Source organism: Enterococcus gallinarum NBRC 100675, from assembly GCF_001544275.1.
In the GTDB taxonomy this organism is placed as follows: domain Bacteria; phylum Bacillota; class Bacilli; order Lactobacillales; family Enterococcaceae; genus Enterococcus_D; species Enterococcus_D gallinarum.
This window is the reverse complement of record NZ_BCQE01000030.1, coordinates 20,834-47,633: the sequence shown is the minus strand read 5'-3', so window position 1 is coordinate 47,633 and position 26,800 is coordinate 20,834. Positions and strand designations below refer to the sequence as shown.

Genomic DNA, 26,800 nt, shown 5'->3' with positions numbered 1-26,800 from the left:
AAAAGACACCTGTAAATTTACAGGTGTCTTTTTCTTAGTTTAGAAATTGATACCCAACATAAAAACAGCATATAACAAAAAAAGCATTAGCAAACTGAATATACTTCCTAAAAAAAGAAGAAGAGCTCCACCTAATTTATTTTTATTTATAATTTTTGTTCCAGTAAATATTATAAATAAAAATAAAAGAAAACCTAAAAACAATAAAAAAAGAAGAAGCTTTTTATCTTTAAAAGATTCCCAAAATATCTCCATTTTTTCACCTCTTTTCATATTCTATTTCTATGTAATAAACTTAATTTATATTAACATAAAAAATGAACGATCATTTCTTTTGACAAAGAAAACGCATTCTTGATAGCATTTAATTATAATCTATTAGGAAAGGACATTGAAGTTGATGAAAAAGAAAGTGTTTTCTGTTGTCACAGTTCTGTTTTTGGGAATATTGATTGGTGCAGCTGCATTTGGTCCGACACCTATTTTAGGTTATGTTCATGTACATGCGGAAAGTGTAAAAATTGATGGACCGGCTGGTTATGATACTTATAGAATTACTTCGTATGTCACTCCTGAAAAAACAAAAGCCATGGCCAAACAAAATGAAGAATTAAGCACGTTGAGCGCCATTGTTAATTTTCTTGGACTTACTGATTTTAATCTAGGTGTAGCAGCAATGGCCTTTTCGTCTGCAAATGATGCTATGTCTATTTTTGTTGAAGCAGCAAAACAAAATAAGGGAGTTGAATTAACTTATGACGCACATTTTGGCCAAGCTACGAGTGATACTTACTACTCTAATTTCAAATATGTCTATAAATAGAATAAAAATTCTAGTAAAAAAATATCCTCGAACAATTAGTTTCTATCTAGTTTTAATAGTATCTTTAATGATTCTTGGAACTCTAAATATAATTTCCTTTACAAAAATCTATTATTTTATTTTGCCTGTCCTACTAATCTCCTATGTCTTAAAATCGATAGATAAAAAAATAAACCCAAGTGAAAGACTATAAGAATTTAGAACTCACAAGAAGAAACAACAAAAAGACTCTAAAACAATGATTTTTTCCACTGTTTTAGAGTCTTTCTGTTTTGAGGTCAATTTTATGAATTTATGTAAGCCACATTATAGCATAGGAATAGCTTCTATCGCACTTTTTTTGCTATAATTATACTAACAAAGCCAGATAAAATGGCTACATTTTGGGAGTGAGCACATTGTCCGCGCTTGCGCTCGCTCGGCTTGGCTGGCGTAGCCAGACAGAGCCAGACGAGTGAGCTTAAGCAAGGCATGTGCCCACTCCCTATCGATGGACTATCTATTAACTTGACTCAGGTTAAACATTAGACGAAAATAACGTAGGGGGCATAACAAGCCCTCTATGAGCAAGAACGTTCCATTGGCAAACGATTAGCAAAATCTACTCTCAAAAGGAGTGTCGACCATTGATAATTGAAAAGACCGATCGCTGGATCCCGTCAACAGCGCCTGTGACAATCACAGAGATGGGCGAGATCCATGAAGTACAATATATCGCAAAAGAAAATCACGACCCCTTTATTCGAAAAATTTCCAAAGACCAATATATTAATCGAAAAACGGGAGAAATTTGTGATTTTAATCATTCAGAGAATCGCGGAGAAAATCTCAATTCCCTCCGCCAAACCTTCAAAAAATTACGGTATTTAATAAATAACAATTTTTCCGGAAAACGAAATGAACTCTGGATTACCTTAACGTACGCAAAAAAACGAACAAGATCTGAAAATCGTTGCCAAAGATTTCAAACAATTCATGCAGCGGTTGACCTATTTTTGTCAGAAAACCTATGGGGAAGCCAAAGGAACCTTTGAATACATAGCTATAAAAGAGCCGCAAGAGCGTGGCGCTTGGCATTATCACATGTTACTGAAATTTCCAAAACAAAAAAGCATTTACATAGAAAATGACGTGCTCAAATCCTTATGGAAGCAAGGATTTGTGAACATTCAGCGAGCAAAGAAAATTGACGATTTAGGGGCATATGTATGTGCATACTTAACAGATATTGCCCTGGAAGAAGATCTCGAACCGGAAGTGAAATATGACTTTTCCGTCAAAGGACCTGGGGTGAAAGGCATTTTTCAAACCAAAACGAACCCTGAAAAACGAGTAATTAAAGGCGGCCGTATGCGCTATTATCCGCTTGGCATGAATATTTTCAGCAAATCCAAAGGAATCATTTATCCAGAGCGTGTAAACAGTTCCTACAGCCAAATTTCTCGACCAAAAGAGCTGGGGGGCTATGGGTTGCGTCCGGAAAATCTCACCAGTCGCACAGCAATTAAAATAACAGATGAGAACGGAAAAATTATCAACATTATCATTAAAGAAACCTACCATGCGCAGGTAAATAATCCAAAAAGTCTCCTGTACCAAATCCGGTTTTGTGAGGAACGGATTGAAACATTGAAGCAACGAGGGGGAAAATGGGCGAAGAAAGCCCATTACTGGGAAGAACGGCGGTATTATTTGACCCATAAACAAGAAATCGATCAGCTCACAAGAAGATACGTCAGGAAACAGGCCTAATTGTCGTTCTAAGTTGTTTTAATCTTCTAGAATAGTTTTATACCTAAATCAACTTAAAACTCCTCTAAGGTACCAAAATTTGCGAATTAGGATTATTCTTGTTTGTTTTATACTCGGGAGAAAGAAAAAATAAGAGATATGGACTGTTTGGCAGAAATGATTGATTTGGTGGAAGCCAAGCAAATCACCAGCTTTGAAGCCTTTTTATGTGCCAGCAAACATAAACGATCGTGGGAACCAGTGTTAGCGAATAAACATTATCGTTCAGCGATTCAGTCGTTTATTGACTATCAAGCACAAAAACAGGCAAAGCGCTTGAATCCTGCGGATAAATTATGATATAATAAAGGTGCGAAGTGAGATAAGGTCTATATGAATAACACGAAAGCCAACCCTATTGCGAGTAGGGTTGGCTTTTTTTACGTTCGTTGCGACTACGAACGTGTGGGTTAGAGACAACTTGCTTAGTTATCGTCTTTCTCGTCTAACCAGTGAGAAACCAGTTCAATAACTAGTCCAACAAAAATTGGTGCGATAACCAATGAGATAAGATCTTTCATGAATAACACCCCCAGTCAGGGGCAAGTTGCCGGATTTGAGTATATCATATTTGCTTTCGGGTTGTTAGGGCTTGCCCTGACCGCCTGTAAGGCGCTTTGAGAACAAGATAAGGATTTTGGACTTAAGAGTGTCTTAAAACGGCTTAGACGAGCTCCTAGAGCCTCACAGAGGATTTTTTGAACAATGAGTTTTGGTTTTAGCGAAGGAGCAGAGCGACTGCTGCAAGTAAAATGTGAGAGTGAAACGATCATACCTTTTTAGCGACCATAGGGAGCTAGTTTTCCAGTTTAGTAAAATTCGCGAACCTGTTTGGAGAAAAAAGAAGTAATTTTTTAGGCGGGAAATTTTGGCCCCCTCTTTTATAATCTCTTTTAAACCTCTTTTTAAACCTTTTTACCGTCGGCTGTATCCTTACTCTCCCAAGGAGTACAAAGATTAATCTATGGAGAATTGTCTGTTTATCGGTTCTGTTGCAAAGTTTCCCCTCAGATCCATTATAGGGTAAACTGAGTTTAATAGGAACTAGGAGGAGTAACGAAGATGAACCATTTTAAAGGCAAACAATTTCAGAAAGATGTGATTATTGTCGCTGTAGGCTACTATCTTCGGTACAACCTGAGTTATCGTGACGTCCAAGAAATTCTGTACAACCGTGGTATTAACGTGTCTCACACCACTGTCTATCGTTGGGTACAGGAATATGGGAAACTACTTTACAACATTTGGAAGAGGAAAAACAAACAGTCCATTTATTCGTGGAAAATGGACGAGACCTATATTAAAATCAAAGGAAAATGGCATTATCTTTATCGCGCCATTGATGCAGATGGTCTCACTCTGGATATATGGTTACGGAAAAAGCGAGATACACAAGCAGCTTACGCCTTTCTCAAGAGATTAGTTAAACAGTTCGATGAACCAAGGGTTCTGGTGACCGATAAAGCTCCCTCTATTGCCAGTTCCTTCAAAAAATTACAGGCATACGGGTTTTACCAGCGAACAGAACATCGCACGGTGAAATATCTAAATAACCTCATTGAACAAGATCATCGTCCCATCAAGAGACGAAACAAATTTTATCGAAGCTTACGAACAGCCTCAACCACGATTAAAGGCATGGAAGCCATTCGAGGATTATATAAGAAGAACCGAAAAAAAGGCACTCTCTTCGGGTTTTCAGTCTGCACGGAAATGAAGATATTATTAGGAATACCTACATAAACTATAGCTAGTGTTAGACTAGTATTGTTCATTTTGGAACTTTGCAACAGAACCGTAGCAAGGTTATTGATTGTGACTGTAAAAGTGGGGTGTTCCTATAAGCACATTAAACTATCTTCTCTAATTTATCATGCTATTTAAATTCTGTTTTTTCATGAGAATTTTTGTCCAAAACTTGTTAAAATGATTTTAAAAAATACTTACATACACAATCCCCAAAAAACACTAATGTCATTTCAGTCAAAAAAAATACCGCAGAAAATTTCCACCTGAGATTCAATACGATATTACTCTCTTGACAGCCAGCTTAATTCCTTAGTTGAATAGATTATTAAAGTGCACAAAAAACAATGCGGCGTTTGTTATATTTTCTGGTATAAGCGACGGTGCTATAAACTTTTTTGCAGATTAAAAATCATATGAATTTAACTCCAGTAATAAGAGTTTAAGTGCCAATGCATGTTTGATTTCTTCGTTGCGTTGGTAAATCAAGAACAAAGTCGGGGTTTGGACGCGTCCAACGCTAAACACGCCTCTCATGCCGTTTTTCTGCATATAAAGCGTGTAAAGACGGGTGAGATTGATTCCTACCAGCCAATCAGCGATTTGTCGGGTTTCTGCTTCTTTGTAAGTGGAATAAAACGCCTGTCCGTCCTTCAGATTTTGAAATCCTTTTTTGATTTCGCTAGTTTCAAGCGAGTTGATCCATAAACGTTTAATGGTTTTCCGGCTATTTCCCGAAATGTTGATAATCAAACGGGCGATTGCTTCACCTTCTCGGTCGCTGTCGGTCGCAATCACGATTGTTTCCGCTTCATCTAAATGCTTTTTGACGATCTTGTATACCTGTCAATACGGATTGAACTGTTGTTAATGCTCCGGAAATTCTTCCTTGAATATCTCCTGCAGCTGCACCTTAAAGTTTGGAAATTATTTTGTAGAAAATTCATAGCTCACTCTCCTTTATTTTTCTTCTTCTCTTTGTAAAGCTATTGTTTGTTCTTGCTTTTGTTCTCTAGCCTTGAAATTGTTTATTTGAGTAATCTTTGAGCTCTTCAACTGCTTCAGCTGTCAATCCACTTTTCTGTTCAATCTGATAATTGACTTGTTAGTGATAAGTAGTGATTGTTTGAATTCGATATCCGAAGACAACAACACTCAAAAAAACGTTACAACCTTGTTGAACATCATGATGTTCAACAAGCTATCTTGCTATACAAGGATGTTTTAGAAACGAAAACAATAATTTGACACTAATCCATTTAAGAATGCTGCTTGAGAAATTTTTATCAAATGACACTACTCAAATTCCTAAAATCGATATCACTAAAGCCCTGGCTCTTATAAATCAAATCATAAGAAGCCACGTACCCGACTTCTTATGATTTCCAATTTTTCGCAGACTTTATGACCCCATTATCTATTGACCAGCTGCAAATAGTTAGTCAAAAACTACTTGCTGTTGACTTCAATGTCATGGACTCATTCAACCATTTTTACAAGAAATATTACCCTATCTGCTTGGGAAACTTATCTGACTGCTTAATGGACTTAGGGTACTTTGAAGAATCAAAACTCATATTGGAAAAACTAGCTTTCGTAGCAGACCATGTGGACTCTATCGAATTAAAAATGTGGGCACAATACCTAACAAACGTACTAAATATTTACATGGATGATCAACTTAATGAAAAACAGAATCGATTAAATAAATTAAATCAAATCGTAACAAATTGGCACAATTTATTGCCATCCAGCCATTTGGTAGAAGGTCTACACGGCGCTTTCCAACGTTTATCTGACAGAAACGATGATCGTCCAAACAACATTCATATTCCACCTGTATACATTTTAAAGCCATAGGAAAAAGCCTAGTATCTATTGCTAGGCTCTTTTGTATACCTCTACACATTCATTTCCTTCTTCCAGCATTCATAAGACTCAACAGTTGCACTTTTTTTCATTCTCCTACAAATTCCACTAAACAATGACCACTTATAATCATCAAGAATGGCAGTACCTACTCCCCCTAATCCTAAGAAAAACAGTAAAAGTAAATACAAAAATAGCATCATATTCGTCCATATCGATAAAAGAGTCAACAAAAGAGAAACTAAGCCTACTGTAACAAATGAAAAGAACAGAATACCATAATAAATCTTCAAAAGAACAGACCATTCTTTGATTCTATTAAGAACAGATAACTCCTCCTCAGTCATCAATCAATCCACCTGTTCTTTCTTCTTTTTTGGATCAATACTCTTTAAAAACCTCTCCTCCAACACCAATAAATGACGATAAACATCATCCATTGACCAGCCTGAAGAAAGGCTTAAACAATACAAAAAATCACAAGGCAACGTCTTTACAGTACGGTTTCTTGTTACCCAGCTTGCTACTGTACTCTGCTTATATCCATGCAACTCACAAAATTGTTCTACTGTCATACCTAACCGCGAAATAATAAATACATTGATCGGGTAGGGATATACAAAGGTATTGATACTCATAGTCAGAAAGACCTCCCCCCATATTATTACGTTTGCGATAATAATACTACTCTTTCTTAAGACCAGCAAGCAAAGCGGAGAAAAAGAAGGGACGTATCATAGATATAATGTAATAGGCAATTTGCATCTTTTAATTTCAACCTGTATCAATCATGAACAGATCTGTTTGCACGCCGATCTTATTGGGTTCTATCAAGCGTTTCAGTGCTGTCTGGACAAACGTGTATTCTCTTCCAAAAGCTTCTGAGATCGCAGCGAAATAAGCCCCCTGGCTTTCTTTTTTTAGCCGGATAACGGAGCGCATCAATCCATGTGTCGAAGCTAGCATAATACCTCCATTACGACCAGCACGAACACGAATATGAATTTTGTTCTCTTCTCTTAACTTCTTCAGTACTTTGTCCAGGGAACGTTTTGGGATCTTTAAACGTTCAGTTAACTCTTTTTTTGTAGAAATAATGTATGGTTGTTCTTCATAGGATTGCTCATTCAAATAGGACAGTAGATCTTCTGCCCATTCATAACTATGTGAATACTTGCGAACAGCTCTTTCTTTCTTGAATTTCCACCAACCCCGTTTTTTATTGAATAGCTGCTCTTCAGAAAGATTGGCATCGACCCACTCTTGGCATAATAGGACAACTTTTTCTCTGTGCGCTGCTTGATATTTTCCGGAGTAAGCGGAACGAATGATTCTGGTTAATTCTCGATCAGATAAAGGGTTAGCCAAGCGGTCATTGAATTCTAACATCGTCAATTCACATGCTTCTACTTCGTATCCTGACGAAAAGTATGCCAAAGACAAGGTGAATATGACATTATTTCGACCATATACGCCCTTTTCACCTTGTATTTTTTGACTTTTTAGCAACAGCTGGAACCATGGTTCATCGACTTGACGAAATTCTTGAGTAGATGGTAATACAAAAACGTTCTTGATCTCCGCTTTTTTGTCCGCATCTTCTCTCATTGACCAGTCGATCCATTCTTCGAAACTATAACGATACTGTGGTTCAAAGAATAAAACATTCTCTTCAGAAGGCATTCGTGTGATCCCAAAATGATTGGCATTTACATCAACAGGAAACCGATAATCATTTGAAAATTTGTTTCTTAGATTTTTTGAGATCATTTTGGCCACATTGATCACTTTGAAATTTGATTTCTTCGTCACGTATGCAGGCTTGTCTAGTACATAGAAAGCTTGAAATCCATGCGGTGTACGTAGAATCATTGTCGGCATAAAGCCGATCTCGTGACTGGCCAAGATAATTTCTCCATAGTCAAAGTTTGGATCCAATGTGTCAAAATCAACAAAGAAAGTATTGATTTGACGCAAATTGTCCTCAGAATGACCTTTTGTAAACATTCTGGCTTCATCAGCATACGTTCCATAGCGAAATACATTTGGCGTCCAATGAGTGAATCGATTATTGTTTTCGATCACCCCTTCTTCTGAAGTGATCACTAGTCCAATACCCTCGATCATGTGTTCCTTTGAACGGTAAGCAAAAATAGCCCCCTTACCCGACTGATCACTAAAAGAGACCGGTTTTAAGTGGCTGTTTTTATATTTAAACTTACGGATACCATTTTGTAATACTGTCGAATATACGACATCCAAAGAAGCTGCCATGACTGTTATTCCTTCCCAAACTAAAAGAGAACACAAATAATCTTAAAGATTTGTGTTCTCCCAATAGCTTAGAAGTCTTAAATGAATGACAAAATAAGCGTGTATATATTGAGTTGCTCGTCAAAAAATGGTAGAATAAGTCTGTAAGTTCGGATTGTCAGTCCGAAAGACTTATCAAAATTACATAAGTGGTTGTCAGCCACTTACATAACTTCTGAGACGAGCGAGAACACATAGGCTTTTTATGTGATTCAGATAGAATAGTGAGGCCAATTTCACTTTTTTATCCGTCTCTTTTTTTTTATGTAATTTTCTTTTAAAGTGTAAACTTTTTTTTAATGCTGTAAACCTTTTTTTATACTACAAAGTTACCCTATTTTTAAACATTTGTAAAGATTATCAAGCGACTTATTTATAATTTATATTTTATAAATTATAGATTATAGAATATAATTGACAACATATTTCCTTCTGGTATAATGTTCTTAGAAATATATATATATTATATTTTGCAATTTATATTTTATATTTTATAAACGGGAGGTTTATTTAATGGAATTATCGCAAGAAAACTTGAGAATTGTTTTTGAATATAGAAATGTCGTTAGAAGACCACTAACTATTACTGTAGCAAATTCCAAGGGTGGAGTAGGTAAAACTACTATTATAAGATACTTGAGCTACGTACTTGCTAATATGGGATTTAAAGTGTTGGTAGTGGATGCCGATCCGCAATCAAATACTACAAAGACAATGTTGTTGACTAAAAATTATCACTCTAAAGACGATGACATTTTCATTATTGAAAAAACTATGCTAGCTGGAATCGTTGAACGAGATTTAAAACAATTAGTTCTTCCAATTATTGAAAACTTGGATTGCATTCCATCACATATAGATTTTAAAAACTTTCCAAAATATTTAACTAAGCTTTATGGGGACGCTATAGAAGGAATAGACGCTGATTATATCGAGGTCGAAAAAAACAGAATTTCAGTCTTGAAAGATTTACTTGAGCCAGTCAAGCCGGATTACGATTTTGTTCTCATCGATACTCCACCTACTATGTCTGATTTCACTAGGAATGCTGCTTACGCTTCTGACTATATTATTATGGCTTTTCAAACACAATCCGACAGCTTAGATGGCGTTGAAGATTATATATCAGAAGAAGTCACTCCTCTTGTTGAAAAATTTGATTGTAAAACTGAAATAGTTGGAATACTTCCAAATCAGTTGAGTAAAGGTAGTATAGATCGCCAAGTTGTCAACGATGCTATCGAAAAGTTTGGTGATCAAAACCTTTTTGATAATATTTTACCACATGTTAAGCGAGTGCAAACAACACCGAGGACAGGTCTAAATACTGATACTTATTGGGACAAACTTGCTTACGAAGAAGTTTTTGTACCTTTAGCAAAAGATTTCATTCATAGAATAAAATTATTCGAAGGAGAAAACTAACATGACAGATAATGCAAAACCAGGTTTCTTTTCTAAGCAAAAACCTGATAATTCTTATAAAGAGATCCCTAAACCGAAATCAGCATTTACTTCTGACAACACAGATTTACTAGAAAATATTCACCCTGAAGAAGATGTATTAAAGATAAACAACAAGTCTCTTGGTGTACCAGCCATAGTCTGGTGCGAATTTACGGCTTTGCTTGATACAACTGATAATGATTATACCTATGAACTACTCGAAGAATTAATTCACGAAAGAACTGCACGTTTCGATCACAATCAAGAAATAACCTACAAACGAATATTAGAGCGTAAGAAAGATCAGGAAAGAGAACGTATATATAAGAAAGAAAAAAGGAAGAAGATTTAGATCTTCTTTTTTTATTTACAAATTATAAAATGCAATTTTGCCTTTAAAATCAATTAATTAAACACTATAATAGATTTTTATAAATTTTCTTTTATAATTTATATTCTATATTTTATAATTTATAAATATAATCAGTAAACACTAAATCATAATATTTCACTTATGAGAGAGTTTAATATATCTAATATATTGAATATATTTAGTATATAGAAGTTTAATTATCTTGACTAAAAAAGCGAACGTGTGTTCCAATGTGTATATAAAACGTATCTTTTTTTTAGAAAAGGGGATTTATCATGGTTATGCAATTTGGCGCAAATCCAAGGTTTGACTATACTAAAGAACCTTCCAGAGATATTCTTTGTATCGACTGTAAGTCATTTTATGCATCCGTAGAATGCGTAGAAAGAGGACTAAATCCTTTAAAGACAAAGTTAGTGGTCATGTCCTATCCTTCAGACGATCCTTCTCAGCGAGGAAGTGGGTTGATTCTGGCATCGAGTCCGGCTGCAAAAAAAGCCTATGGAATTTCTAATGTCAGTCGATCACGAGATCTTCCTTTTCCATATCCAGAAGACCTCGTGATTGCACCACCGAGAATGGCACTATATATGAGAAAGAACATGGAGATTAACAATATTTACAAGAAGTACGCTGACGAGCAAAATCATGCCGTATACAGCATAGATGAGAGCTTCGTGGACGTCACAGACTCATTAAAGCTGTTCGGTGCAAAGGACGCAAGAGAGCTGGCGAGAATGATTCAAACAGACGTTTATCGGCAAACTGGAATTTTCACAACGATCGGGATTGGTGACAATCCGCTCTTGGCCAAGTTCGCACTAGACCTCGAAAGTAAAAAAAATTCAGATATGAAAGCAGAATGGCGTTATGAAGACGTACAGCAAAAGCTTTGGTCTGTAGAAAACATTACAGATGTTTGGGGGATAGGACGTCGGACGGCAATCAGGCTGAACCGAATGGGCATATTTACTATGCATGATCTGGCACACGCAAATTACTATCAGCTGAAGCAAAATTTTGGTGTCTTAGGTACTCAACTATATGCACACAGCTGGGGCATCGATCGATCATTCTTAGGCCAGAAATACAAAGTAAAATCTAAGTCGATAGGGAACAGTCAGGTCTTAAATCGGGACTATACACGTCGAAAAGAAATAGAAATTGTGATCAAAGAAATGGCCGATCAAGTAGCAACTAGGCTACGCCGTACAGGAGCGAAAGCTGAAGTCATATCTTTGTGGATCGGTTTTTCAATGGGCTATGTTGATCGATCAGGAAGTCGAGGGTTTCACCAGCAAATGAAGGTTGCAGCAAACAAATAGCAAATTACTTGCTGCAGATATTTGATCATCATTACAAGTACCAAGACATTCGAAACGTGGGAGTAAACTGTTCAAAGCTCGTTTATTCTAATGCTTTACAGCTTGATCTCTTTGAAGATCCAAACGAGCAAGTAAAAGACTTAAAAATCGATTATGTGGTAGATACTATACGCAAAAAATTCGGGTTTAAGTCGATCGTTCATGCAAATAGCATAATGGAAGGTGGACGTGCGATCGCTCGCAGCAGCCTTGTCGGAGGGCATGCAGGTGGAATGTCTGGACTTGAAGGTGCTGAAAGTCATGGTAAAGCGTACTAAGAAAACATTTACGGACTATAATCAATACAGAGACCGGCCATTCGGATTGAAATGGGCAACGGCTTACGCCATGGATGGTGTGACACGTTTCCTTACAAGTGCTTTAGCACGAAATAGGAATGCTATCTAAAATAAGATAGTAATAACTGATTATTTGACAGTTGGAATGAAAGCCGTCATGTTGGCTGAAACAGCTGGTCTGATACTCCTGCATGCGATTAAACAATGCAGAGTTTAATCGTTTGATAGCCAGGTGAAGTCAGCAGAACAATACCTAAGTCAGTTCATATTGATATGGTTGCGGATATGCCGGGACGCTATAAACTATCTATGGTGAGAATGTTTCAATAGAAACTGACGAACTTGCGAATGTACGGGTCTAGATAGCGACGTTATTGAAAGATAATCGGGTTGCAATATGCAACGAACATTACCGAAAAGTAAAAGTCGTCCATATGAAATTCGGGATAAGGAACAAAGACCTTATAAATGTTCAGGCTTATAGTAAGCACCTAAAGATAGATGTAAAGCTAAAATAATCGGAACGTGGAAAGCGAGAAACACTTAATAACGACTGCAATCGGAGTGTTGGATATAAGATATTAAAATCGAAATTCCTTAATTCTCGTGAGAGTAGGGACACAGTACCAATGAAGCGTCTAATCAACGTGGAGGGATAGTCCCAAGACTTGTTCTTTGAAAAGTGAATACAGTCAAATGAAACTCATCAGGTCGAGTAAGATGATGGGACTAATAATCAATTAGGAGAAACAATCCATCAATGAGTACAGAATTGCGATACAACGAGTATTACAATATGCAAGAAAGCTTTGACTGGTTATATGAAAGAAGTTTAAATCAGTGTACTAAAGGAATTAACCTGTATGAAATAATTACTTCCAAGCAAAATATTCTTTTGGCATATAGGATAATAAAATCTAACACTGGATCAAACACAGCTGGAACAGATAACCTAACAATCAAAGATTTCAAGATAAAATCTCAAGATAATTTCATTGAAGAAATACAAAAAACTTTAGAAAACTACGTTCCACAACCAGTTAGACGGATATTAATCCCAAAACCAAACGGAGAAAAACGTCCTCTAGGCATTCCTACTATGCGAGATAGACTAATTCAGCAAATGTTTAAACAAGTCTTAGAACCTATATGTGAGGCGCGATTCTTCAAGCATTCCTATGGATTTCGGCCAAACCGTTCTGCAGAACATGCTCTATCAAGATGTAAAAGAATGGCCTACACTTCTAAATGTCACTATGTTGTGGACGTAGATATAAAGGGGTTTTTCGATAATGTTCATCATGGAAAACTGATTAAGCAAGCATATAATATTGGTATTAAAGATAAAAGGGTTCTAGCTATTCTTTCTAAAATGATAAAGGCACCAATTTGTGGAGAAGGAGTTCCTAAATCTGGGGTTCCTCAAGGAGGAATCTTATCCCCTATCCTTTCGAATATCGTTCTAAATGATCTAGATTGGTGGATTGCCAACCAATGGGAGACCTTTCCAAGCAGGCATAACTATCAAAATGATTATGATAAGTACCGAGCTCTTAAGAAAACAAACTTAAAAGAAGTACACATTATACGCTACGCAGATGATTTCAAGCTATTTACAAAATCATATCAGGAAGCAAGTAAACTACTCCACGCTACTAAAGGATTTATCGAAAATCAATTAGGACTCGAAATATCTACTGAAAAATCCAAAATTACAAATCTTAGAAGAAATTATTCAGAGTTTCTTGGGTTCGACCTTAAGGTCGAAAAACAAAAGAAAAACGAGTTTATAACCATTTCTAGAGTATCTAGTAAGGCTAAAGTCAAAATAAAACAAGAAATTAGGAAGAAAATCAAAAAGATTAGGGAAGCCCCAACAATAAAGAATATCACTCATTATAATCTTTACATCCGTGGGATCCATAATTACTACCAAAAGGCTACCAGAGTCAGTCTTGACTTCGGAGACTTATATTCCTCATGTTTACCAACCTTTTATAATCGTCTAAAGAATATTGCCAGGTATGAAGTACCCAGAAGTCCACCTATAGGATATAAGCATTTCTATAGTACAACACAACGTACTTTTAAAGTTAAAGGAATTTACCTTTATCCATTGCAAGATGTGAAGTGGAAAAAGTTAGAATTCTATAACCCTAAAATCAATGACTATACTGAAGAAGGTCGTTCATACAAATTCAAGCGATTAAAGTCTGATATTTCTTCAGAAATAAGGAAAATGTGTTTGTCAGAAAACATAAAAGGAAACCTAGAATTTTCTGACAATCGCATTTCCAAGTACTCAATGCAGCATGGGAAATGTGCGATTACCAAAGAATTTTTAAAATCGGAATTTGCACACTGCCACCATATCATCCCAAAAGAACTAGGTGGATCTGATTCTTTTGATAACTTGGTTATCATTCACGAATGGGTACATCTTCTAATCCATGCAACAAAAGAAAAGACGATTAAAGAGTATTTAACTATTCTTCAATTAGATGGAAAACAGTTGGAGAAGCTAAATCAGTACCGACAACACTGTAATTTGACTGCTATTCACTGAGTTAAGAATAAGTTGGAACGCCGTATGCAATGAAAGTTGCACGTACGGTGTGGACCGGGGGAAAAGCTAGAGATAACTTCAAAGGCTTACCTATCGGTATAGTTGGTCAAAGGGATCAAAGAAAATGAAGCTTGGGCAACGAAAGAAGTTGCTGGTCTCGATCTTATGAATAGAGAAGAGATTGACACGATTTTGTCTGAGTCTTTTCTCTACAACAAAGCAGTGTCTATCCAGCTGAATACAAGAGACGAATTTGGCCGCTTTTTAGATCCAATTGAAGGGAAGTTTGTCGGAGAAGCCTATGAAGATTATTTTGTACTCAATGATCAACAAATATTTTGGCCGGACGTCCGACATATCGAAATTAAAAAGGAAAAGAAGTGGTTTAATATCGATTACTTTTCCAATTCAGATTCTTCAAACAACAGCAAGATCCAAAAAGAGAGTAAAATAGAAAATGAGATTGAAATGGTGAAAAATGAGTATTACCAGCCGTTTTTAGAGGACGATTCAAGATAACTATGCATTGAACCAGTTCAAAATCGCCTTAGAGTTGCTCCCTGAACACCTATTTTTTAAACAAATAATCAATTGAAATTCCTGAATTAAATAGGACTGAAGTAGTAAAATAAAAAAGAGCGGATCTTTTATAGATTTACCCTTTTGTCATTGATATGTTTAATTTTATTCAGAACTACTTCAAATGTTTCAAAGGTATCTATATCGAGTTGACACAGCCAAAGTAAACACTCCTTTTCCTTATACGTCCAGTCAATAGTGGGAGAGGAGGTGATCAGATTATTGTATCTCGATCTTTGCTCACTTGGAGAACGTTGCCAGGGTTTACAGTTTTTTATTCACGATCATTTCCCATCCAAAAAAAGCTCTTTGACACTTAGTGTTGACAGAAAAAGATACAACTGAAAATTTAGTCATAGCCAGTTAGGCAGAGTGCTTAACTGGTTTTTGTTTTACTTGGAAAATCAAATCCTTGAATAAGGTAAATCCTTGCTCGAAAGTTGTGGAAATTTTGATAGCCGTAGGCTACTCGTTTTATCACTTTTATCTTGTTGTTTGTTTCTTCCAATGCACCATTACTATACCTGATTTTTAAAGCATATTGAATCCCCAATTTTATTTAAAAACGTCAGCTTCTTGCAAAACCATTGTGGGAGGCGTTGATCTAAGCAGTTGGGCGTATCGAAAAAGCTTTGTCTGTCCTTGTGTTTAAGGTGATAGAGAAGGAGCTGGCAGGTCTTGTAAGCCCTTGTTAATTGCTCGTCATAACTCAAAGATTCATCGACGATCGCTTTTGGCATCATTGGTCTACGAAAGGATCGATCACATTATACTTTTCATCTGAATGACTTTTATTTAATTGTATAAATTTATTCATTTGAAAATAATATGTTTAACGAAATAAAGAGAATATCAGAAAATTTTATAACTCTTGAAAGAATTATTGAAATCGATTTCCTAACGCTTTAAAATATTGAGCAGTATATATTTTATGCTTAAGGAGGCTGTTTTATGAAAAAGAAATTGTATGTTGTCTTTTCAGTTTTTTTGTTGTTAAGTGGTTTTTTAAGTGTTGGAGTTTTCTCTGTATCTGATGCTGAAACATTTTATGAAGGATCAGGAATAAGTCGAGCGAAATGCACATTCAGATGAATTCATTCTACAAAAGACTTAAAGAAAATGGGAGAAGCTCATAATAAACAAAGTGCTAGAATAGCTCAAATTGGTATTGTTGCCTCCCTAACACCTGTTTTAGGTAAATTATTAGGAACAACAGCCGGGCTAATCTCTTCTGAAGCGGGATTAAGAAGGTCTACCCATATTAATAAAGGAAATGCTGGATGTAATGCCAAAGAATATTATTGTCAGAAAGAAAATGGGATGATTATTCTAGAAAAAGCTATGTAAAATTTAAATTTATGAAGTGAGGTGTAAAAAATGATTTGGTTGAATCGGGGGCATACGGCATTGAATCTAGTTTATGATCTTTCAGGAAATTATCTTTCTGAATGGAACTAATCGCTCAACCCAAGCTCTGTTTCGGTGTCTATCAAGACAGCAATAAAAAAACTATCTAAGCGATCATTGATTGTTCCTTTCAAACGACTTGCTACACAGCAGCAACGAGATAATCAAGATGTTTTAGATAGTTTTTCTATTCTTATTCACAGAATCTGCTAGCTTTTGGCACAACGAAAACCTAAGTTATTGGCCGCAGACATGCCAGAGCTTCCATTACGGGCTGCGATTCGATAACGCTTGCAGTAAGATTCATGACACAAGAAGGAACCTCCCCGTGTCGCATACACCGCATCATCCACTTGCTGAAATCGTTGCTCAAAAAATTGGCTGTCCAATGAACGAAATTGTTCCAAAGGTATTCTTGCAGGATTGCTGCACCATTCCCACACATTGCCAATGACTTGGTAAAGCCCATACCCATTCGGCTCATAAAACCGTGCAGGTGCTGTATTGGCGAAGCCGTCTGCCTTCGTATTTTCTTTGGGAAATGCACCTTGCCAGATGTTGCAGTGATAATTCCCTCCTGCCAAAAAATCATCCCCCCAAGGATAAAAATCACATTCCGTTCCACCTTTTGCGGCAATCTCCCATTCCGCTTCTGTAGGTAGCCGTTTGCCCGCCCAGCGACAAAATGCCAATGCATCATTTCGCGAGACCTGAACGACTGGATGATCCATCCGCTGCTCAATCGATGAATCCGGTCCTTCAGGATGGCACCAGTCTGCTCCTGCAACCGCATACCACCAACTCATATTAGGGACCAGTCGGCTCCTCTGTTTGGTCCTTTCAGAAAGAAAATAATGAAAGACAAACGACCAGCCAAACCGTTCTGCTTCCGTCACATAGCCTGTAGCTCCAATAAATGCTTTGAACATCTGATTGGTAACCGTCGTTTCATCGATGGCAAAAGAGGCCAGCTCTACTTGAATCTTGGGTCCTTCTTGGTCCTCTTCAAAGCCAGCTTTTGTATCCGTGCCAATTCGATAAGTTCCAGCAGGAATCTTGATCATCCCATCTGCCTTCTTTCTATAATAATTGATAGCCGTTATAAAGATTGATGATTAGCACCAAGAGGATGACTGTCTGGAAGACCAGCGTCACTTTTTTTGGTGAGAGGACAGTGCTGACTTTTACCCCTAACAAACCGCCAACAATCGCGGCTGGAATCACAAACCACAATATCCTCAAGTCATAATACCCAAAACCAGTGGTCCCAGCGATCGTCACGATTTTCGCCAATTGAGAGAAAAAAATCGTACAAATCGAATAGACTGTCGCTTCTTTGATTGGCAAAGCAAACATCAGCATCAGCAAAGAAACATTGATCGGTCCACCGCCAATGCCCAGCAGACTCGCTAGAAAACCAAGGACTAGACCACAGAAGCAATACCAGGAGTTTTTTTTCAGTTGGAATCCGGGCCAATCGTATTTGGTATAAAAGAAAGCAAACAGCAGTGTCACAACAGTCAAAAAGATCTGAATCATTTGTACCTGATTTTCATTCTTAAATAAAAGCAGCAGGTGATCAAAAGCGACATTGCCCAAGGTGCCTCCTAAGACGGCGCCGCCTGAAACCCAAAGGACGATTTGCCAATTGATTTTACGTCCACTAGCCAACTGTCTTGCGGTCGAAACCAGCGACATGGTAAACACGGCTACGGCAGAATAAAACGAGATGGCTGCAACTGAATGGGCGCCGATAAAATCAAAAATGGGTTTGATCAGAACGCCGCCCCCCATGCCTGAAACGGCACCCACTGTATTTGCCAACACGATCACGATAAAATAAATAATCCCAATCACACTCTAACCCCCTGTAACAAACCTAAAATCCGATCGATCTGCGGCACAAACTCCTGCAACAATTGTTGATAGCCGCAGTAGCTCCCATCCACATAGATGGCATCTTTCATCCGTTTGCAGCCGCCACGACACATTTTTTGAAACGGACAACTCAGACATTTCTTTGTTATTTCGGGGTGTTCACACACAAACGTTTTTGCAATATCCTGTTCAAATAACTGACGCAAGGTCTGTTCTTGAATATACCCCATGCGATACTCATCCAGCACATAAAAATCACAAGGATAAACACTACCATCTGCTTCAATGACATATTGCACTTGGCAGTTTCCTAAAATCCCGCAGGCAGTGACTTGTCGCTTGATCAATAGATTCAAAAGATCATCAAAAAGCTTGATACTTAAATAATGTCCCCTCGCTAATTCTTGCAGCCATAGTTGTAAAAGGTGATGGTAAAAGCCTGCAAAACGTTTTGGTGTGAGGGCATAACTATTTCTTTTTTTTGCATCTAAATCATCTAAACAAGGAATAAACTGGACAAAATCAATTTGTTGCTCTTTTAGAAAGCGAAAGACTTTCTTAGCCTCTTTTGCCAACGGATTGGTCAAAACACAAAGCACATTGTAGTCAATCTCAAAGTGGTCAAACAGCTGCTTTGTTTGTAGCACCCGCTGAAAAGTGCCTCTTCCTTTCGGATCAACTCGATGCAGATCATGGTAGAGCGGATGGCCATCGATCGAGAGACCGACCAAAAAATCATGTTCTTTCAAAAAAGCACACCATTTTTCATTGATCATGGTCCCGTTCGTTTGAATCGCATAATGGACCTGTACCTGCTTTTGCTGTTGATCCACTAGTTGGGTCACTTTTCGAAAATAATTGAGGCCCGCCATCGTTGGCTCTCCACCTTGAAACGCTAATGTCAATTGATCACCGTCTTCTAAGTCTGCATAAATATTTTCGATCATTTTATCTGTTACTTCTTCTTTCATTTTGCCAAACGAGCGGACTTCCCGCAAGGAACTGACATTGGCATAAAAGCAGTAGCTGCAACGAAGATTACAAATAGAAGATGCCGGTTTGATCAATACTGAGATATGTTTCATAGTAAGACCCTCATTTTTTAATATAGTTTAATTATGAAAAATTACTATAACGAACAGAGTAGAATCAGATACAGTAGTAGTTAATTAGACAGGAGTTGAATCTTGTAGAAATTCCATTTTTTATAACTTTCAACATATTCTATAGGTTTATTATTTTCAGATAAGCAGGATAATCTGGTTTGAAAAACGACAGGCTCAGATTCATTTATTTCTAGTTGTTTACATACACTATTAGGAGCAGGAAATAAAATTTCGTTTGTTTCTCTAAAGTTTTCTTCGTTTAAATCAATGTTGTAGTCTGATTTTAAACGTTTGTAAATAGAATTATAATAATTAATTTCTGGATAATTAGAATTTATATATTGTTCTGGCAAATAAGATTTATGATAGATATAAGGTATTCCATTAGCTTCTCTAATTCGTTCGATTTGATAATAATATGAATCAATTGATAATTTTAATGTATCTAATATTTGTTTATCATTTTCGCGTTTAATCGAAAGGACGTGTGTTTTATCATTATCAAATGAAAATATTTCTATATCAGAAAATTTTACTATTTTTTCTTTTCTTGCACGTGAAACGAAAGTTCCTATTCCTTGATAACGTACGATATACCCCTCGGCAACTAATTCTTTTAACGCACGAATTGCTGTTATAGAACTAACATTATATTTTTTGATAATTTCTGATTCTGAATAGAATCGGTCGCCATTATGAAATTGACCGGTTACAATTTGTTGTTTTAGATTCTGTTTGATTTCTAGATATTTCGGTTTTATTATAAGCTCCCCCTTTAAATTACTCGCATCTATATTAACATACTTAAAAAAAATTGTTGACTTTTAATACAAAAGTCTTAATATACTAAGTATATTAATGTATTGAGGTGAAAAGTAACAGATGACTACATTTGAAATAAAGGAAGAATTTTTATTAAATGGAAAAACATTTAAAATACTATCTGGTGCAATTCATTATTTTCGGATTCCCCCATGTGATTGGGAACATTCTTTGTATAATTTAAAAGCACTAGGATTTAATACAGTAGAGACATATGTTCCTTGGAATTTACATGAGCCTCAAAAAGGAGAGTTTCATTTTGAAGGGATATTGGATTTAGAGAGATTTTTGACAATCGCTCAAGACTTAGGATTATATGCTATTGTGCGGCCATCGCCTTATATTTGTGCTGAATGGGAATTTGGAGGGTTTCCGTCATGGCTACTCCGTGAACCGATTCATATCCGAAGGAATGAAACCGCTTATATGGAGCATGTAGCAGATTATTATGATGTTTTGATGAAAAGGATTGTTCCCCATCAACTTAATAATGGGGGAAATATATTGATGATTCAAATTGAAAATGAGTATGGATCTTTTGGGGAAGAAAAGGAATATTTGCGTGCGATAAGAGATTTGATGATTAAGCGAGGAGTGACAGTTCCTTTTTTCACTTCAGATGGACCGTGGCGGGCTACTTTACGAGCGGGAAGCATGATTGAAGATAATATTTTGGTTACTGGTAATTTTGGTTCTAAAGCAAAAGACAACTTCAACTCTATGAAGCAGTTTTTTAAAGAATATGATAAAAATTGGCCACTGATGTGTATGGAATTTTGGGATGGTTGGTTTAATCGTTGGAAAGAACCAATTATTCAACGAGATCCACAGGAACTCGCTGAAGCGGTAAAAGAGGTATTAGAACAAGGAAGCATTAATTTATATATGTTTCATGGAGGAACGAATTTTGGGTTTATGAATGGTTGTTCAGCAAGAGGAGTGATTGATTTACCGCAAATTACTTCCTATGATTATGGTGCACCATTAGATGAGCAGGGGAATCCGACAGAAAAATATTATGCATTGCGGAAAATGATTCATGATAATTATCCAGAGATTAAGCAGCTAGATCCTGTCATTAAACCCACGATTGAAAAGAAAAAGATTTCTTTGACGAATAAGGTAAGTCTTTTCGCGACTTTAGATACCATTAGTCAACCGGTTCAATCAAAGTATCCAAAGACAATGGAAGAGTTGGGACAAAATACAGGTTATCTACTTTACCGAACAATGATAGAGAGGGATGCAGAGGAAGAACGATTACGGGTAATTGATGGCAGAGATCGCAGCCAATTATTTTTGAATCAAAAATTACAAGCTACCCAATATCAAACAGAAATAGGTGAAGATATACAAGTTAGTATGACAGAAGAAATCAATCAAGTGGATATTTTGATTGAAAATATGGGACGTGTCAATTATGGACATAAACTCTTTGCGGAAACGCAAAAAAAAGGAATTAGAACGGGAGTAATGGCAGACTTACATTTTATTACAAATTGGCAACAGTATTCATTACCTTTGGAAAATTGTAAAACTGTGGATTATTCAAAAGGATGGCAGCCCCAACACCCAAGCTTTTATCGATATGAGTTTCTTTTAGAGGATATCGGTGATTGTTTTATTGATTTAAGGAAATTTGGTAAAGGAATTGTCTTTGTTAATCAGACCAATATAGGTCGTTTTTGGGAAGTAGGTCCAACGCTTTCACTGTACATCTCTAGCGGCTTTCTAAAAGTTGGTAAGAATGAAATTGTTATTTTTGAGACAGAAGGTACCTATGAACCAGAAATCAATTTATTAAAAGCACCATTATATAAAGAAATGAAAGAGGGATGAACAATGAGTATTATTGGAGTAAGAATTGATGGACGTTTAATTCACGGACAGGTAGCCAATTTATGGACAACCAAATTGAATATTTCTCGAATTATGGTTGTGGATGATGAAGTGGCTCAAAATGATATTGAAAAAAGCGGATTGAAATTGGCTACCCCAGCAGGGGTGAAACTAAGTATTTTGCCGATTGAAAAAGCGGCGCAAAACATTTTAGCAGGAAAATATGATTCACAACGTTTACTGATTATTGCACGAAAACCTGATCGATTATTAAAATTGGTAGAATTGGGCGTTCCAATAAAAGAGATTAATGTTGGAAATATGTCACAAACTTCTGAGACTCGATCAATTACGAAATCAATTAATGTTGTCGATCAAGATGTAGAAACGTTCAATCAATTAAATGAAAAAGGTGTCCATTTAATTGCGCAAATGGTTCCAAGTGACAAAGCAGATGACTTTATGTCTCTGTTAAATAAATAATAATATACGAGGAGGTGAAAAGATGGCGAGGCATTTAGTTTTAATTAGTCATGGACGATTTTGTGAAGAGTTAAAGAGAAGTGTTGATATGATCATGGGAGTACAAAAAGATATTTATACTGTAGGGTTATTACCTGAAGAGTCAGCAAAAGATTTTCGAGTAAATTTCGAAAAAACAATTAATGGTTTGAAAAAAGTTACAGTTCTGGCTGATCTAATGGGAGGCACTCCTTGCAATGTTGTTTCTCAATTAATTTTAGAAGGAAAAGAAATAGAACTATATGCAGGAATGAATATGCCAATGGTTATAGGCTTTGTTAATAATCAATTTTTAGGAGAAGATAGTTCTTTGGTAAATAAAGGGAGAGAAAATATTATACATGTAAATGAATATTTGGAAGCAAATCCAATAGATTTAGAAGATGAATGAATGTGGAGGAACTTATGAATATAAAAAAAAACCAAATATATTTTATTGCAACTTGCTGTTTGATCAGTTTGTCTATGTTAACAAAAGTCGCTCATGCTGAAAGTAACCCCATTGGTAATTGTTACTATGTTAGTTCGCAAAGAGGGAGTGACACAAATTCAGGATTATCTATATCTGAGCCTTTTAAAAGTTTAAACAAAATAAATGAACTTAAATTAAATCCAGGGGATAAAGTTTTATTAGAAAATGGATCGGTTTTTGAAGATCAGTATTTACAAATAAAAAATTCAGGAAATATAGAGGCGTGTATTGAAATCAGTAATTATGGTGATAGAGGGAACCTTCCGATCATCAATACTAATGGAAAAGGAGTCTGGTATCAAGATTATGGAAAACCTTTACCAAATCCATGGCATAAATATAAAGGTAATGTGTCTAGCTCTATCTTATTAAAAGATGTTGAGTATATAAAGATTAAAAATATAGAGATAACAAATGATCGTGAAAAAAGTCAACCAGACCATTTAGCTTATAATGATTTAAAAGTAATGGATAGAACCGGGGTTGCAAGTGTTGCTAAAAATAAAGGAACCCTTGAGAATATTGTGTTAGAAAATTTATATATTCATGATATAGATGGGAATATATACAATAAGCATATGGCTAATGGTGGAATATATTTCATTTCTGAACTTCCAGATAATGAAGAAAAAACAGGCATTCCAAAATATGACAATATTATCATTAAAGGTAATAGAATTAAAAATGTTAGCAGAACAGGACTTGCAGTTGCATATTCTGCCTATTTTGATTTGTTTCAAAACTCTGCAGAAATAGACCAGGAGTTAATAGAAAAATATGGAAATACAAATGTTTTAATTGAAAACAATTATATCGAAGATGCAGGTGGAGACGGTATTGTAACGATGTACTGTAGTTCTCCAATTATTCAAAGAAATGTTTCTAATGGAGCAGGAAGGCAAATGAATACAACAGACTATCCAATTGTCACGCAACGTGTTGCGGCAGCTATGTGGCCGTGGAAATGTAAAAATGCATTATTCCAATATAATGAAGCATATTCTACAAAAAATGCAGATCAAGGAAATGGTGATGGTCAAGCATGGGATGCAGATTCGGCTGATGGAACTATTTATCAATATAATTATAGTAGTGGAAATTCTGGTGGAACAGTTATGTTCTGTTTAGAAAAAGCAGTAAATAGTACATTCAGATTTAATATTAGTCAGAATGATAAAAAAGGTATTTTGAATTTGCCTAATAATCCTGATGCCCATATCTATAATAACATTTTTTATATAGATGAAGGGGTACCGTTTGTACGAAAGGATATGAATACTGGGTCAGCCCTGATTGAGAATAATATTATATATAATGCTGGAAAACAACCAATAAATGAAGAGTGGAATCCGAATAATCGCATTATCTATAGCAATAATTTATATTTTAACTATAGTAATTTGCCAAGCTCAGATAATACTGCTTTGTTAGTAAATAGCCAAGAGTCAAATATATTTGTTTCTCCTGGAAATGGTCCCGTAAAACCTAATTTTAACTATTTGACATATGATCGATTCACTCAGAATACAGTATTTGATGGATATAAATTGGAACAGTCATCTCCTGCTATTCATAGTGGTAAGAAGGTTATCGATAAAAATGGCTATAATTTAGGAACTGATTTTTTTGGTATTAAGTTAGATGACATACTAGATATTGGGGCAGTGAAAAGTTCAAAGTAATATAAAGGAGTTAGTTTGATCATGAATGATATTTCTTTTTTTCAGATATTTTCTTTAATATGTTTAGCTATACTAGGAGGGATAGATCCTTATCTGTCAGGATTACAATTAAGTAAACCAGCAATTTCTGGTTTTCTAGCAGGAATTATAATGGGAGATATTAATACAGGCTTATTAGTGGGAGCAACATTACAACTTATGGTCTTAGGTGTAGGAACATTTGGAGGCTCATCAATTCCTGATTTTGGTACAGGGGCAATCATTGGTACAGCATTAGGTGTTGTTAGTGGAAAAGGAATTGAATTTGCAATAGGTATTTCTGTTCCTGTAGGCTTACTGTTAGTTCAATTAGATATTTTAGCTCGTTTTTGTGGGGTTTACTTTTTACATCGTGTGGATAAACATATAGAAGAAGAAAATTTTCATAAGATTAGTTTAGAAGCATGGTTAAGTTTAGTTCCTATTGCATTATCTCGTGCAATACCAGTAGGCTTATGTTTAATTTTTGGTAATGAAGTAGTAAATACAGTATTAAATTATGCACCGGATTGGTTAATGGGAGGATTAAAATTGGCAGGAGCTATATTACCAGTTGTTGGGATTGCCATTTTACTACATTATTTGCCAATTAGGAACTTTTTTGGTTTTTTAATTATTGGGTATATTTTAGCCGCTTATTTAAATATTCCAATGATGGGTATTTCTTTTGCAGGATTGGCAGCTGCTATTATTCACTATAAAAAATTACAAGATCAACGTTTATTAGAATCAAAACTAGATACTATCAATCATATAGAAGTAGTTAACGGAGAGGTTAATGATGATGAAATCTAATGTTAGTAAATTAAGTACCAAAGATCTGAGAAAAGTTAGTTTAAGATATATGTTTGGAGCTCAACTAGGTTGGAACTACGAACGAATGATGAATGTGGCATATGTTCGAGCTGTATATCCAGCTTTGAAAAAGTTATATAAAGATGAAAAAGAATTAAAAAGTGTGTTGCAATCAGAAATGCAATTCTATAATACCAGTCCTTTTTTAAGTGCATTTATTATTGGAATTGATTTAGCATTGCAAGCAGAAGATGGAAGTAAATCGAAAGATGCTGTAGCAGCAATTAAAACGAGTATGATGGGACCTTTTGCAGCTGTAGGCGATTCTTTATTTGGGGCAGTGATTCCAACAATTTTTGGATCTCTAGCAGCTTATATGGGATTAGAAGGAAATCCATTAGGTGTACTACTTTGGTTATTAGTATCTCTCATTATACTATTTTTGAGATATTTTGAGTTACCAATTGCTTTCCGAGAAGGTAAAAAACTGGTATCCAATGTAGGTGGATTGTTGAAAGATTTAACTGAATCAGCAACTTTACTTGGCGTAGTAGTAGTAGGAGGCTTGGTTCCTAGTGTTGTAAAGGTTGGTGTTCCATTCAAGTTAGTTATTGGTGATAAGAAACTATCTTTCCAAACAGAAATGTTAGATTCCATTATGCCAGCTATAGTACCTGTTGTTTTAGTTTTATTGGCATATTGGTTATTAAGCAAAAAATCTCTCAATTCAACCAAAGTTATTTGGATATTTTTAGTTTTATCAATACTAATGTATTCATTAAATATTTTAGCAGTTTTGTAATAGATATGGGGGCGTGATCAACTAATTTATGGCATGTCCCCTGTTTAATTTTCTAAATATTATATTTTTAAATGAGTGGAAAGAAGATATAGTATTAGAGATTTAATGAATAATAAGTTATATAGAAAAAAATTAAAGATATTTTGATATCAAGGTTTATTTTAGTATAAAGTATTCGTGACTAATCAATCATACGCTATAAAGTTTGGTAATCCATTTATATTTCTTGTTATCACAAAAAATATATTCTTTCAAAAGGAAATATCA

The 26,800-nt window shown here is 35.7% G+C and carries 29 protein-coding genes and 3 pseudogenes; 20 read left to right on the top strand and 12 right to left on the bottom strand.

Going from position 1 to position 26,800, the window contains the following annotated elements:
- Positions 1–39 precede the first annotated feature (39 nt).
- The gene (locus tag EG2_RS15010; RefSeq protein ID WP_060815263.1) at positions 40–255 is read right to left on the bottom strand and encodes a hypothetical protein; all 216 of its coding nucleotides are present in this window, start codon (positions 253–255) and stop codon (positions 40–42) included.
- Positions 256–400: 145 nt separating this feature from the next.
- Here EG2_RS15010 and bacA point away from each other — a divergent pair, with 145 nt between their 5' ends.
- The 4 genes from bacA to EG2_RS14990 all read left to right on the top strand — a co-directional run bounded on the left by bacA (position 401) and on the right by EG2_RS14990 (position 2,914).
- A complete protein-coding gene (bacA, locus tag EG2_RS15005) occupies positions 401–823 on the top strand; it encodes a bacteriocin 51 precursor BacA (RefSeq protein WP_071870202.1) in 423 nt (140 codons plus the stop codon).
- Between the two features lie 626 nt (positions 824–1,449).
- Positions 1,450–1,857: a hypothetical protein gene (locus EG2_RS19785; RefSeq protein WP_255210090.1), complete on the top strand. Its 408-nt coding sequence runs from the start codon at positions 1,450–1,452 to the stop codon at positions 1,855–1,857.
- Positions 1,799–2,575 carry a rolling circle replication-associated protein gene (locus EG2_RS19780; RefSeq protein WP_256597075.1) on the top strand — a complete coding sequence of 259 codons (777 nt, stop codon included), beginning with the start codon at positions 1,799–1,801 and terminating at the stop codon, positions 2,573–2,575. Before EG2_RS19785 ends, EG2_RS19780 begins: the two co-directional genes overlap by 59 nt.
- Positions 2,576–2,677: 102 nt before the next feature.
- Entirely contained in the window at positions 2,678–2,914 is a 237-nt protein-coding gene (locus tag EG2_RS14990) for a hypothetical protein (RefSeq protein WP_071870200.1), read from the top strand.
- Positions 2,915–3,039: 125 nt separating this feature from the next.
- On the opposite strand, the gene EG2_RS18940 is transcribed toward EG2_RS14990, so the two are convergent.
- Positions 3,040–3,135 carry a type I toxin-antitoxin system Fst family toxin gene (locus EG2_RS18940; RefSeq protein WP_115241677.1) on the bottom strand — a complete coding sequence of 32 codons (96 nt, stop codon included), beginning with the start codon at positions 3,133–3,135 and terminating at the stop codon, positions 3,040–3,042.
- A 541-nt stretch (positions 3,136–3,676) separates the two neighbouring features.
- Between EG2_RS18940 and EG2_RS14985 the strand changes: the two genes are divergently transcribed.
- Positions 3,677–4,357, top strand: coding sequence for an IS6 family transposase (locus EG2_RS14985; RefSeq protein WP_060815259.1), 681 nt, complete (start codon positions 3,677–3,679; stop codon positions 4,355–4,357).
- 459 nt (positions 4,358–4,816) lie between these two features.
- Here EG2_RS14985 and EG2_RS14980 read toward each other — a convergent pair.
- A pseudogene (locus EG2_RS14980) lies at positions 4,817–5,158 on the bottom strand (DNA topoisomerase); the annotation flags it as partial.
- Positions 5,159–5,764: 606 nt separating this feature from the next.
- Between EG2_RS14980 and EG2_RS19775 the strand changes: the two are divergent.
- Positions 5,765–6,220 carry a hypothetical protein gene (locus tag EG2_RS19775; RefSeq protein ID WP_228766604.1) on the top strand — a complete coding sequence of 152 codons (456 nt, stop codon included), beginning with the start codon at positions 5,765–5,767 and terminating at the stop codon, positions 6,218–6,220.
- A 41-nt stretch (positions 6,221–6,261) separates the two neighbouring features.
- On the opposite strand, the gene EG2_RS14970 is transcribed toward EG2_RS19775, so the two are convergent.
- The 3 genes from EG2_RS14970 to EG2_RS14960 all read right to left on the bottom strand — a co-directional run bounded on the left by EG2_RS14970 (position 6,262) and on the right by EG2_RS14960 (position 8,503).
- On the bottom strand, positions 6,262–6,576 hold the full coding sequence (locus EG2_RS14970) for a hypothetical protein (protein ID WP_060815257.1): 315 nt from the start codon (positions 6,574–6,576) through the stop codon (positions 6,262–6,264).
- Between the two features lie 3 nt (positions 6,577–6,579).
- Entirely contained in the window at positions 6,580–6,867 is a 288-nt protein-coding gene (locus tag EG2_RS14965) for a PrgN protein (protein WP_012481689.1), read from the bottom strand.
- A gap of 136 nt (positions 6,868–7,003) precedes the next feature.
- Positions 7,004–8,503: a primase C-terminal domain-containing protein gene (locus EG2_RS14960; protein ID WP_060815256.1), complete on the bottom strand. Its 1,500-nt coding sequence runs from the start codon at positions 8,501–8,503 to the stop codon at positions 7,004–7,006.
- 552 nt (positions 8,504–9,055) lie between these two features.
- Between EG2_RS14960 and EG2_RS14955 the strand changes: the two genes are divergently transcribed.
- The 6 genes and pseudogenes from EG2_RS14955 to EG2_RS14935 all read left to right on the top strand — a co-directional run bounded on the left by EG2_RS14955 (position 9,056) and on the right by EG2_RS14935 (position 15,109).
- Positions 9,056–9,967: a ParA family protein gene (locus EG2_RS14955; protein ID WP_007209347.1), complete on the top strand. Its 912-nt coding sequence runs from the start codon at positions 9,056–9,058 to the stop codon at positions 9,965–9,967.
- A gap of 1 nt (position 9,968) precedes the next feature.
- Entirely contained in the window at positions 9,969–10,340 is a 372-nt protein-coding gene (locus EG2_RS14950; protein ID WP_016629602.1) for a hypothetical protein, read from the top strand.
- A gap of 296 nt (positions 10,341–10,636) precedes the next feature.
- Positions 10,637–12,003: pseudogene (locus EG2_RS14945) on the top strand (Y-family DNA polymerase).
- Positions 11,987–12,133, top strand: a complete 147-nt coding sequence (locus EG2_RS19220) for a hypothetical protein (RefSeq protein ID WP_169793139.1) — start codon at positions 11,987–11,989, stop codon at positions 12,131–12,133. Before EG2_RS14945 ends, EG2_RS19220 begins: the two are co-directional and overlap by 17 nt.
- 651 nt (positions 12,134–12,784) lie before the next feature.
- Complete coding sequence (gene ltrA, locus EG2_RS14940; RefSeq protein WP_060815255.1) at positions 12,785–14,590, top strand: group II intron reverse transcriptase/maturase; 1,806 nt, start codon at positions 12,785–12,787, stop codon at positions 14,588–14,590.
- Positions 14,591–14,692: 102 nt separating this feature from the next.
- Complete coding sequence (locus EG2_RS14935) at positions 14,693–15,109, top strand: hypothetical protein (protein WP_249024318.1); 417 nt, start codon at positions 14,693–14,695, stop codon at positions 15,107–15,109.
- A gap of 128 nt (positions 15,110–15,237) precedes the next feature.
- Here EG2_RS14935 and EG2_RS19770 read toward each other — a convergent pair whose 3' ends face one another.
- Positions 15,238–15,447 carry a hypothetical protein gene (locus EG2_RS19770; protein WP_071870204.1) on the bottom strand — a complete coding sequence of 70 codons (210 nt, stop codon included), beginning with the start codon at positions 15,445–15,447 and terminating at the stop codon, positions 15,238–15,240.
- 85 nt (positions 15,448–15,532) lie between these two features.
- Positions 15,533–15,933: pseudogene (locus EG2_RS19980) on the bottom strand (transposase); the annotation flags it as partial.
- Between the two features lie 187 nt (positions 15,934–16,120).
- Here EG2_RS19980 and EG2_RS18930 point away from each other — a divergent pair.
- Together EG2_RS18930 and EG2_RS14930 are read left to right on the top strand one after the other, a co-directional pair.
- The gene (locus tag EG2_RS18930) at positions 16,121–16,261 is read left to right on the top strand and encodes a hypothetical protein (RefSeq protein ID WP_156424248.1); all 141 of its coding nucleotides are present in this window, start codon (positions 16,121–16,123) and stop codon (positions 16,259–16,261) included.
- Positions 16,262–16,288: 27 nt separating this feature from the next.
- Positions 16,289–16,516 (top strand): hypothetical protein, encoded by a 228-nt coding sequence (locus EG2_RS14930; protein WP_060815254.1) that lies wholly within the window; start codon positions 16,289–16,291, stop codon positions 16,514–16,516.
- Positions 16,517–16,785: 269 nt separating this feature from the next.
- On the opposite strand, the gene EG2_RS14925 is transcribed toward EG2_RS14930, so the two are convergent.
- The 4 genes from EG2_RS14925 to EG2_RS18555 all read right to left on the bottom strand — a co-directional run bounded on the left by EG2_RS14925 (position 16,786) and on the right by EG2_RS18555 (position 20,300).
- A complete protein-coding gene (locus EG2_RS14925; protein WP_060815253.1) occupies positions 16,786–17,640 on the bottom strand; it encodes a formylglycine-generating enzyme family protein in 855 nt (284 codons plus the stop codon).
- Between the two features lie 16 nt (positions 17,641–17,656).
- Positions 17,657–18,433, bottom strand: coding sequence for a sulfite exporter TauE/SafE family protein (locus EG2_RS14920; protein ID WP_060815252.1), 777 nt, complete (start codon positions 18,431–18,433; stop codon positions 17,657–17,659).
- Entirely contained in the window at positions 18,430–19,539 is a 1,110-nt protein-coding gene (locus EG2_RS14915; RefSeq protein WP_060815251.1) for a radical SAM/SPASM domain-containing protein, read from the bottom strand. The genes EG2_RS14920 and EG2_RS14915 overlap by 4 nt, the downstream gene beginning before the upstream one ends.
- Before the next feature lie 80 nt (positions 19,540–19,619).
- Positions 19,620–20,300: a GntR family transcriptional regulator gene (locus tag EG2_RS18555; RefSeq protein ID WP_309543772.1), complete on the bottom strand. Its 681-nt coding sequence runs from the start codon at positions 20,298–20,300 to the stop codon at positions 19,620–19,622.
- A 142-nt stretch (positions 20,301–20,442) separates the two neighbouring features.
- On the opposite strand from EG2_RS18555, the gene EG2_RS14910 reads away from it, so the two are divergent.
- The 6 genes from EG2_RS14910 to EG2_RS14885 are packed head-to-tail and all read left to right on the top strand — an operon-like array spanning position 20,443 to position 26,533.
- Positions 20,443–22,221, top strand: coding sequence for a glycoside hydrolase family 35 protein (locus EG2_RS14910; protein WP_060815250.1), 1,779 nt, complete (start codon positions 20,443–20,445; stop codon positions 22,219–22,221).
- 3 nt (positions 22,222–22,224) lie between these two features.
- Positions 22,225–22,704: a PTS system mannose/fructose/N-acetylgalactosamine-transporter subunit IIB gene (locus EG2_RS14905; RefSeq protein WP_002364114.1), complete on the top strand. Its 480-nt coding sequence runs from the start codon at positions 22,225–22,227 to the stop codon at positions 22,702–22,704.
- 22 nt (positions 22,705–22,726) lie between these two features.
- On the top strand, positions 22,727–23,134 hold the full coding sequence (locus EG2_RS14900; RefSeq protein WP_060815249.1) for a PTS sugar transporter subunit IIA: 408 nt from the start codon (positions 22,727–22,729) through the stop codon (positions 23,132–23,134).
- Positions 23,135–23,148: 14 nt separating this feature from the next.
- The gene (locus EG2_RS14895; protein ID WP_071870186.1) at positions 23,149–24,897 is read left to right on the top strand and encodes a hypothetical protein; all 1,749 of its coding nucleotides are present in this window, start codon (positions 23,149–23,151) and stop codon (positions 24,895–24,897) included.
- Between the two features lie 21 nt (positions 24,898–24,918).
- Entirely contained in the window at positions 24,919–25,731 is an 813-nt protein-coding gene (locus EG2_RS14890) for a PTS mannose/fructose/sorbose/N-acetylgalactosamine transporter subunit IIC (RefSeq protein WP_060815248.1), read from the top strand.
- A complete protein-coding gene (locus EG2_RS14885) occupies positions 25,715–26,533 on the top strand; it encodes a PTS system mannose/fructose/sorbose family transporter subunit IID (RefSeq protein ID WP_374188601.1) in 819 nt (272 codons plus the stop codon). The genes EG2_RS14890 and EG2_RS14885 overlap by 17 nt, the downstream gene beginning before the upstream one ends.
- Positions 26,534–26,800: the final 267 nt, after the last annotated feature.

Bases quoted from the DNA above. Each gene is read 5' to 3' on its own strand.
- EG2_RS18940 (WP_115241677.1), bottom strand. From the start codon at position 3,135: ATGAAAGATCTTATCTCATTGGTTATCGCACCAATTTTTGTTGGACTA.
- EG2_RS14950 (WP_016629602.1), top strand. From the start codon at position 9,969: ATGACAGATAATGCAAAACCAGGTTTCTTTTCTAAGCAAAAACCTGAT.
- EG2_RS18930 (WP_156424248.1), top strand. From the start codon at position 16,121: ATGAAAAAGAAATTGTATGTTGTCTTTTCAGTTTTTTTGTTGTTAAGT.
- EG2_RS14925 (WP_060815253.1), bottom strand. From the start codon at position 17,640: ATGATCAAGATTCCTGCTGGAACTTATCGAATTGGCACGGATACAAAA.
- EG2_RS14895 (WP_071870186.1), top strand. From the start codon at position 23,149: ATGAATATAAAAAAAAACCAAATATATTTTATTGCAACTTGCTGTTTG.
- EG2_RS14960 (WP_060815256.1), bottom strand. From the start codon at position 8,503: ATGGCAGCTTCTTTGGATGTCGTATATTCGACAGTATTACAAAATGGT.
- EG2_RS14985 (WP_060815259.1), top strand. From the start codon at position 3,677: ATGAACCATTTTAAAGGCAAACAATTTCAGAAAGATGTGATTATTGTC.
- EG2_RS19780 (WP_256597075.1), top strand. From the start codon at position 1,799: ATGCAGCGGTTGACCTATTTTTGTCAGAAAACCTATGGGGAAGCCAAA.
- EG2_RS14910 (WP_060815250.1), top strand. From the start codon at position 20,443: ATGACTACATTTGAAATAAAGGAAGAATTTTTATTAAATGGAAAAACA.
- EG2_RS14890 (WP_060815248.1), top strand. From the start codon at position 24,919: ATGAATGATATTTCTTTTTTTCAGATATTTTCTTTAATATGTTTAGCT.
- EG2_RS19220 (WP_169793139.1), top strand. From the start codon at position 11,987: ATGGTAAAGCGTACTAAGAAAACATTTACGGACTATAATCAATACAGA.
- ltrA (WP_060815255.1), top strand. From the start codon at position 12,785: ATGAGTACAGAATTGCGATACAACGAGTATTACAATATGCAAGAAAGC.
- EG2_RS15010 (WP_060815263.1), bottom strand. From the start codon at position 255: ATGGAGATATTTTGGGAATCTTTTAAAGATAAAAAGCTTCTTCTTTTT.
- EG2_RS14900 (WP_060815249.1), top strand. From the start codon at position 22,727: ATGGCGAGGCATTTAGTTTTAATTAGTCATGGACGATTTTGTGAAGAG.
- EG2_RS14930 (WP_060815254.1), top strand. From the start codon at position 16,289: ATGGGAGAAGCTCATAATAAACAAAGTGCTAGAATAGCTCAAATTGGT.
- EG2_RS14885 (WP_374188601.1), top strand. From the start codon at position 25,715: ATGATGATGAAATCTAATGTTAGTAAATTAAGTACCAAAGATCTGAGA.
- EG2_RS14915 (WP_060815251.1), bottom strand. From the start codon at position 19,539: ATGAAACATATCTCAGTATTGATCAAACCGGCATCTTCTATTTGTAAT.
- EG2_RS14905 (WP_002364114.1), top strand. From the start codon at position 22,225: ATGAGTATTATTGGAGTAAGAATTGATGGACGTTTAATTCACGGACAG.
- EG2_RS19775 (WP_228766604.1), top strand. From the start codon at position 5,765: ATGACCCCATTATCTATTGACCAGCTGCAAATAGTTAGTCAAAAACTA.
- EG2_RS14965 (WP_012481689.1), bottom strand. From the start codon at position 6,867: ATGAGTATCAATACCTTTGTATATCCCTACCCGATCAATGTATTTATT.
- EG2_RS14970 (WP_060815257.1), bottom strand. From the start codon at position 6,576: ATGACTGAGGAGGAGTTATCTGTTCTTAATAGAATCAAAGAATGGTCT.
- bacA (WP_071870202.1), top strand. From the start codon at position 401: ATGAAAAAGAAAGTGTTTTCTGTTGTCACAGTTCTGTTTTTGGGAATA.
- EG2_RS14955 (WP_007209347.1), top strand. From the start codon at position 9,056: ATGGAATTATCGCAAGAAAACTTGAGAATTGTTTTTGAATATAGAAAT.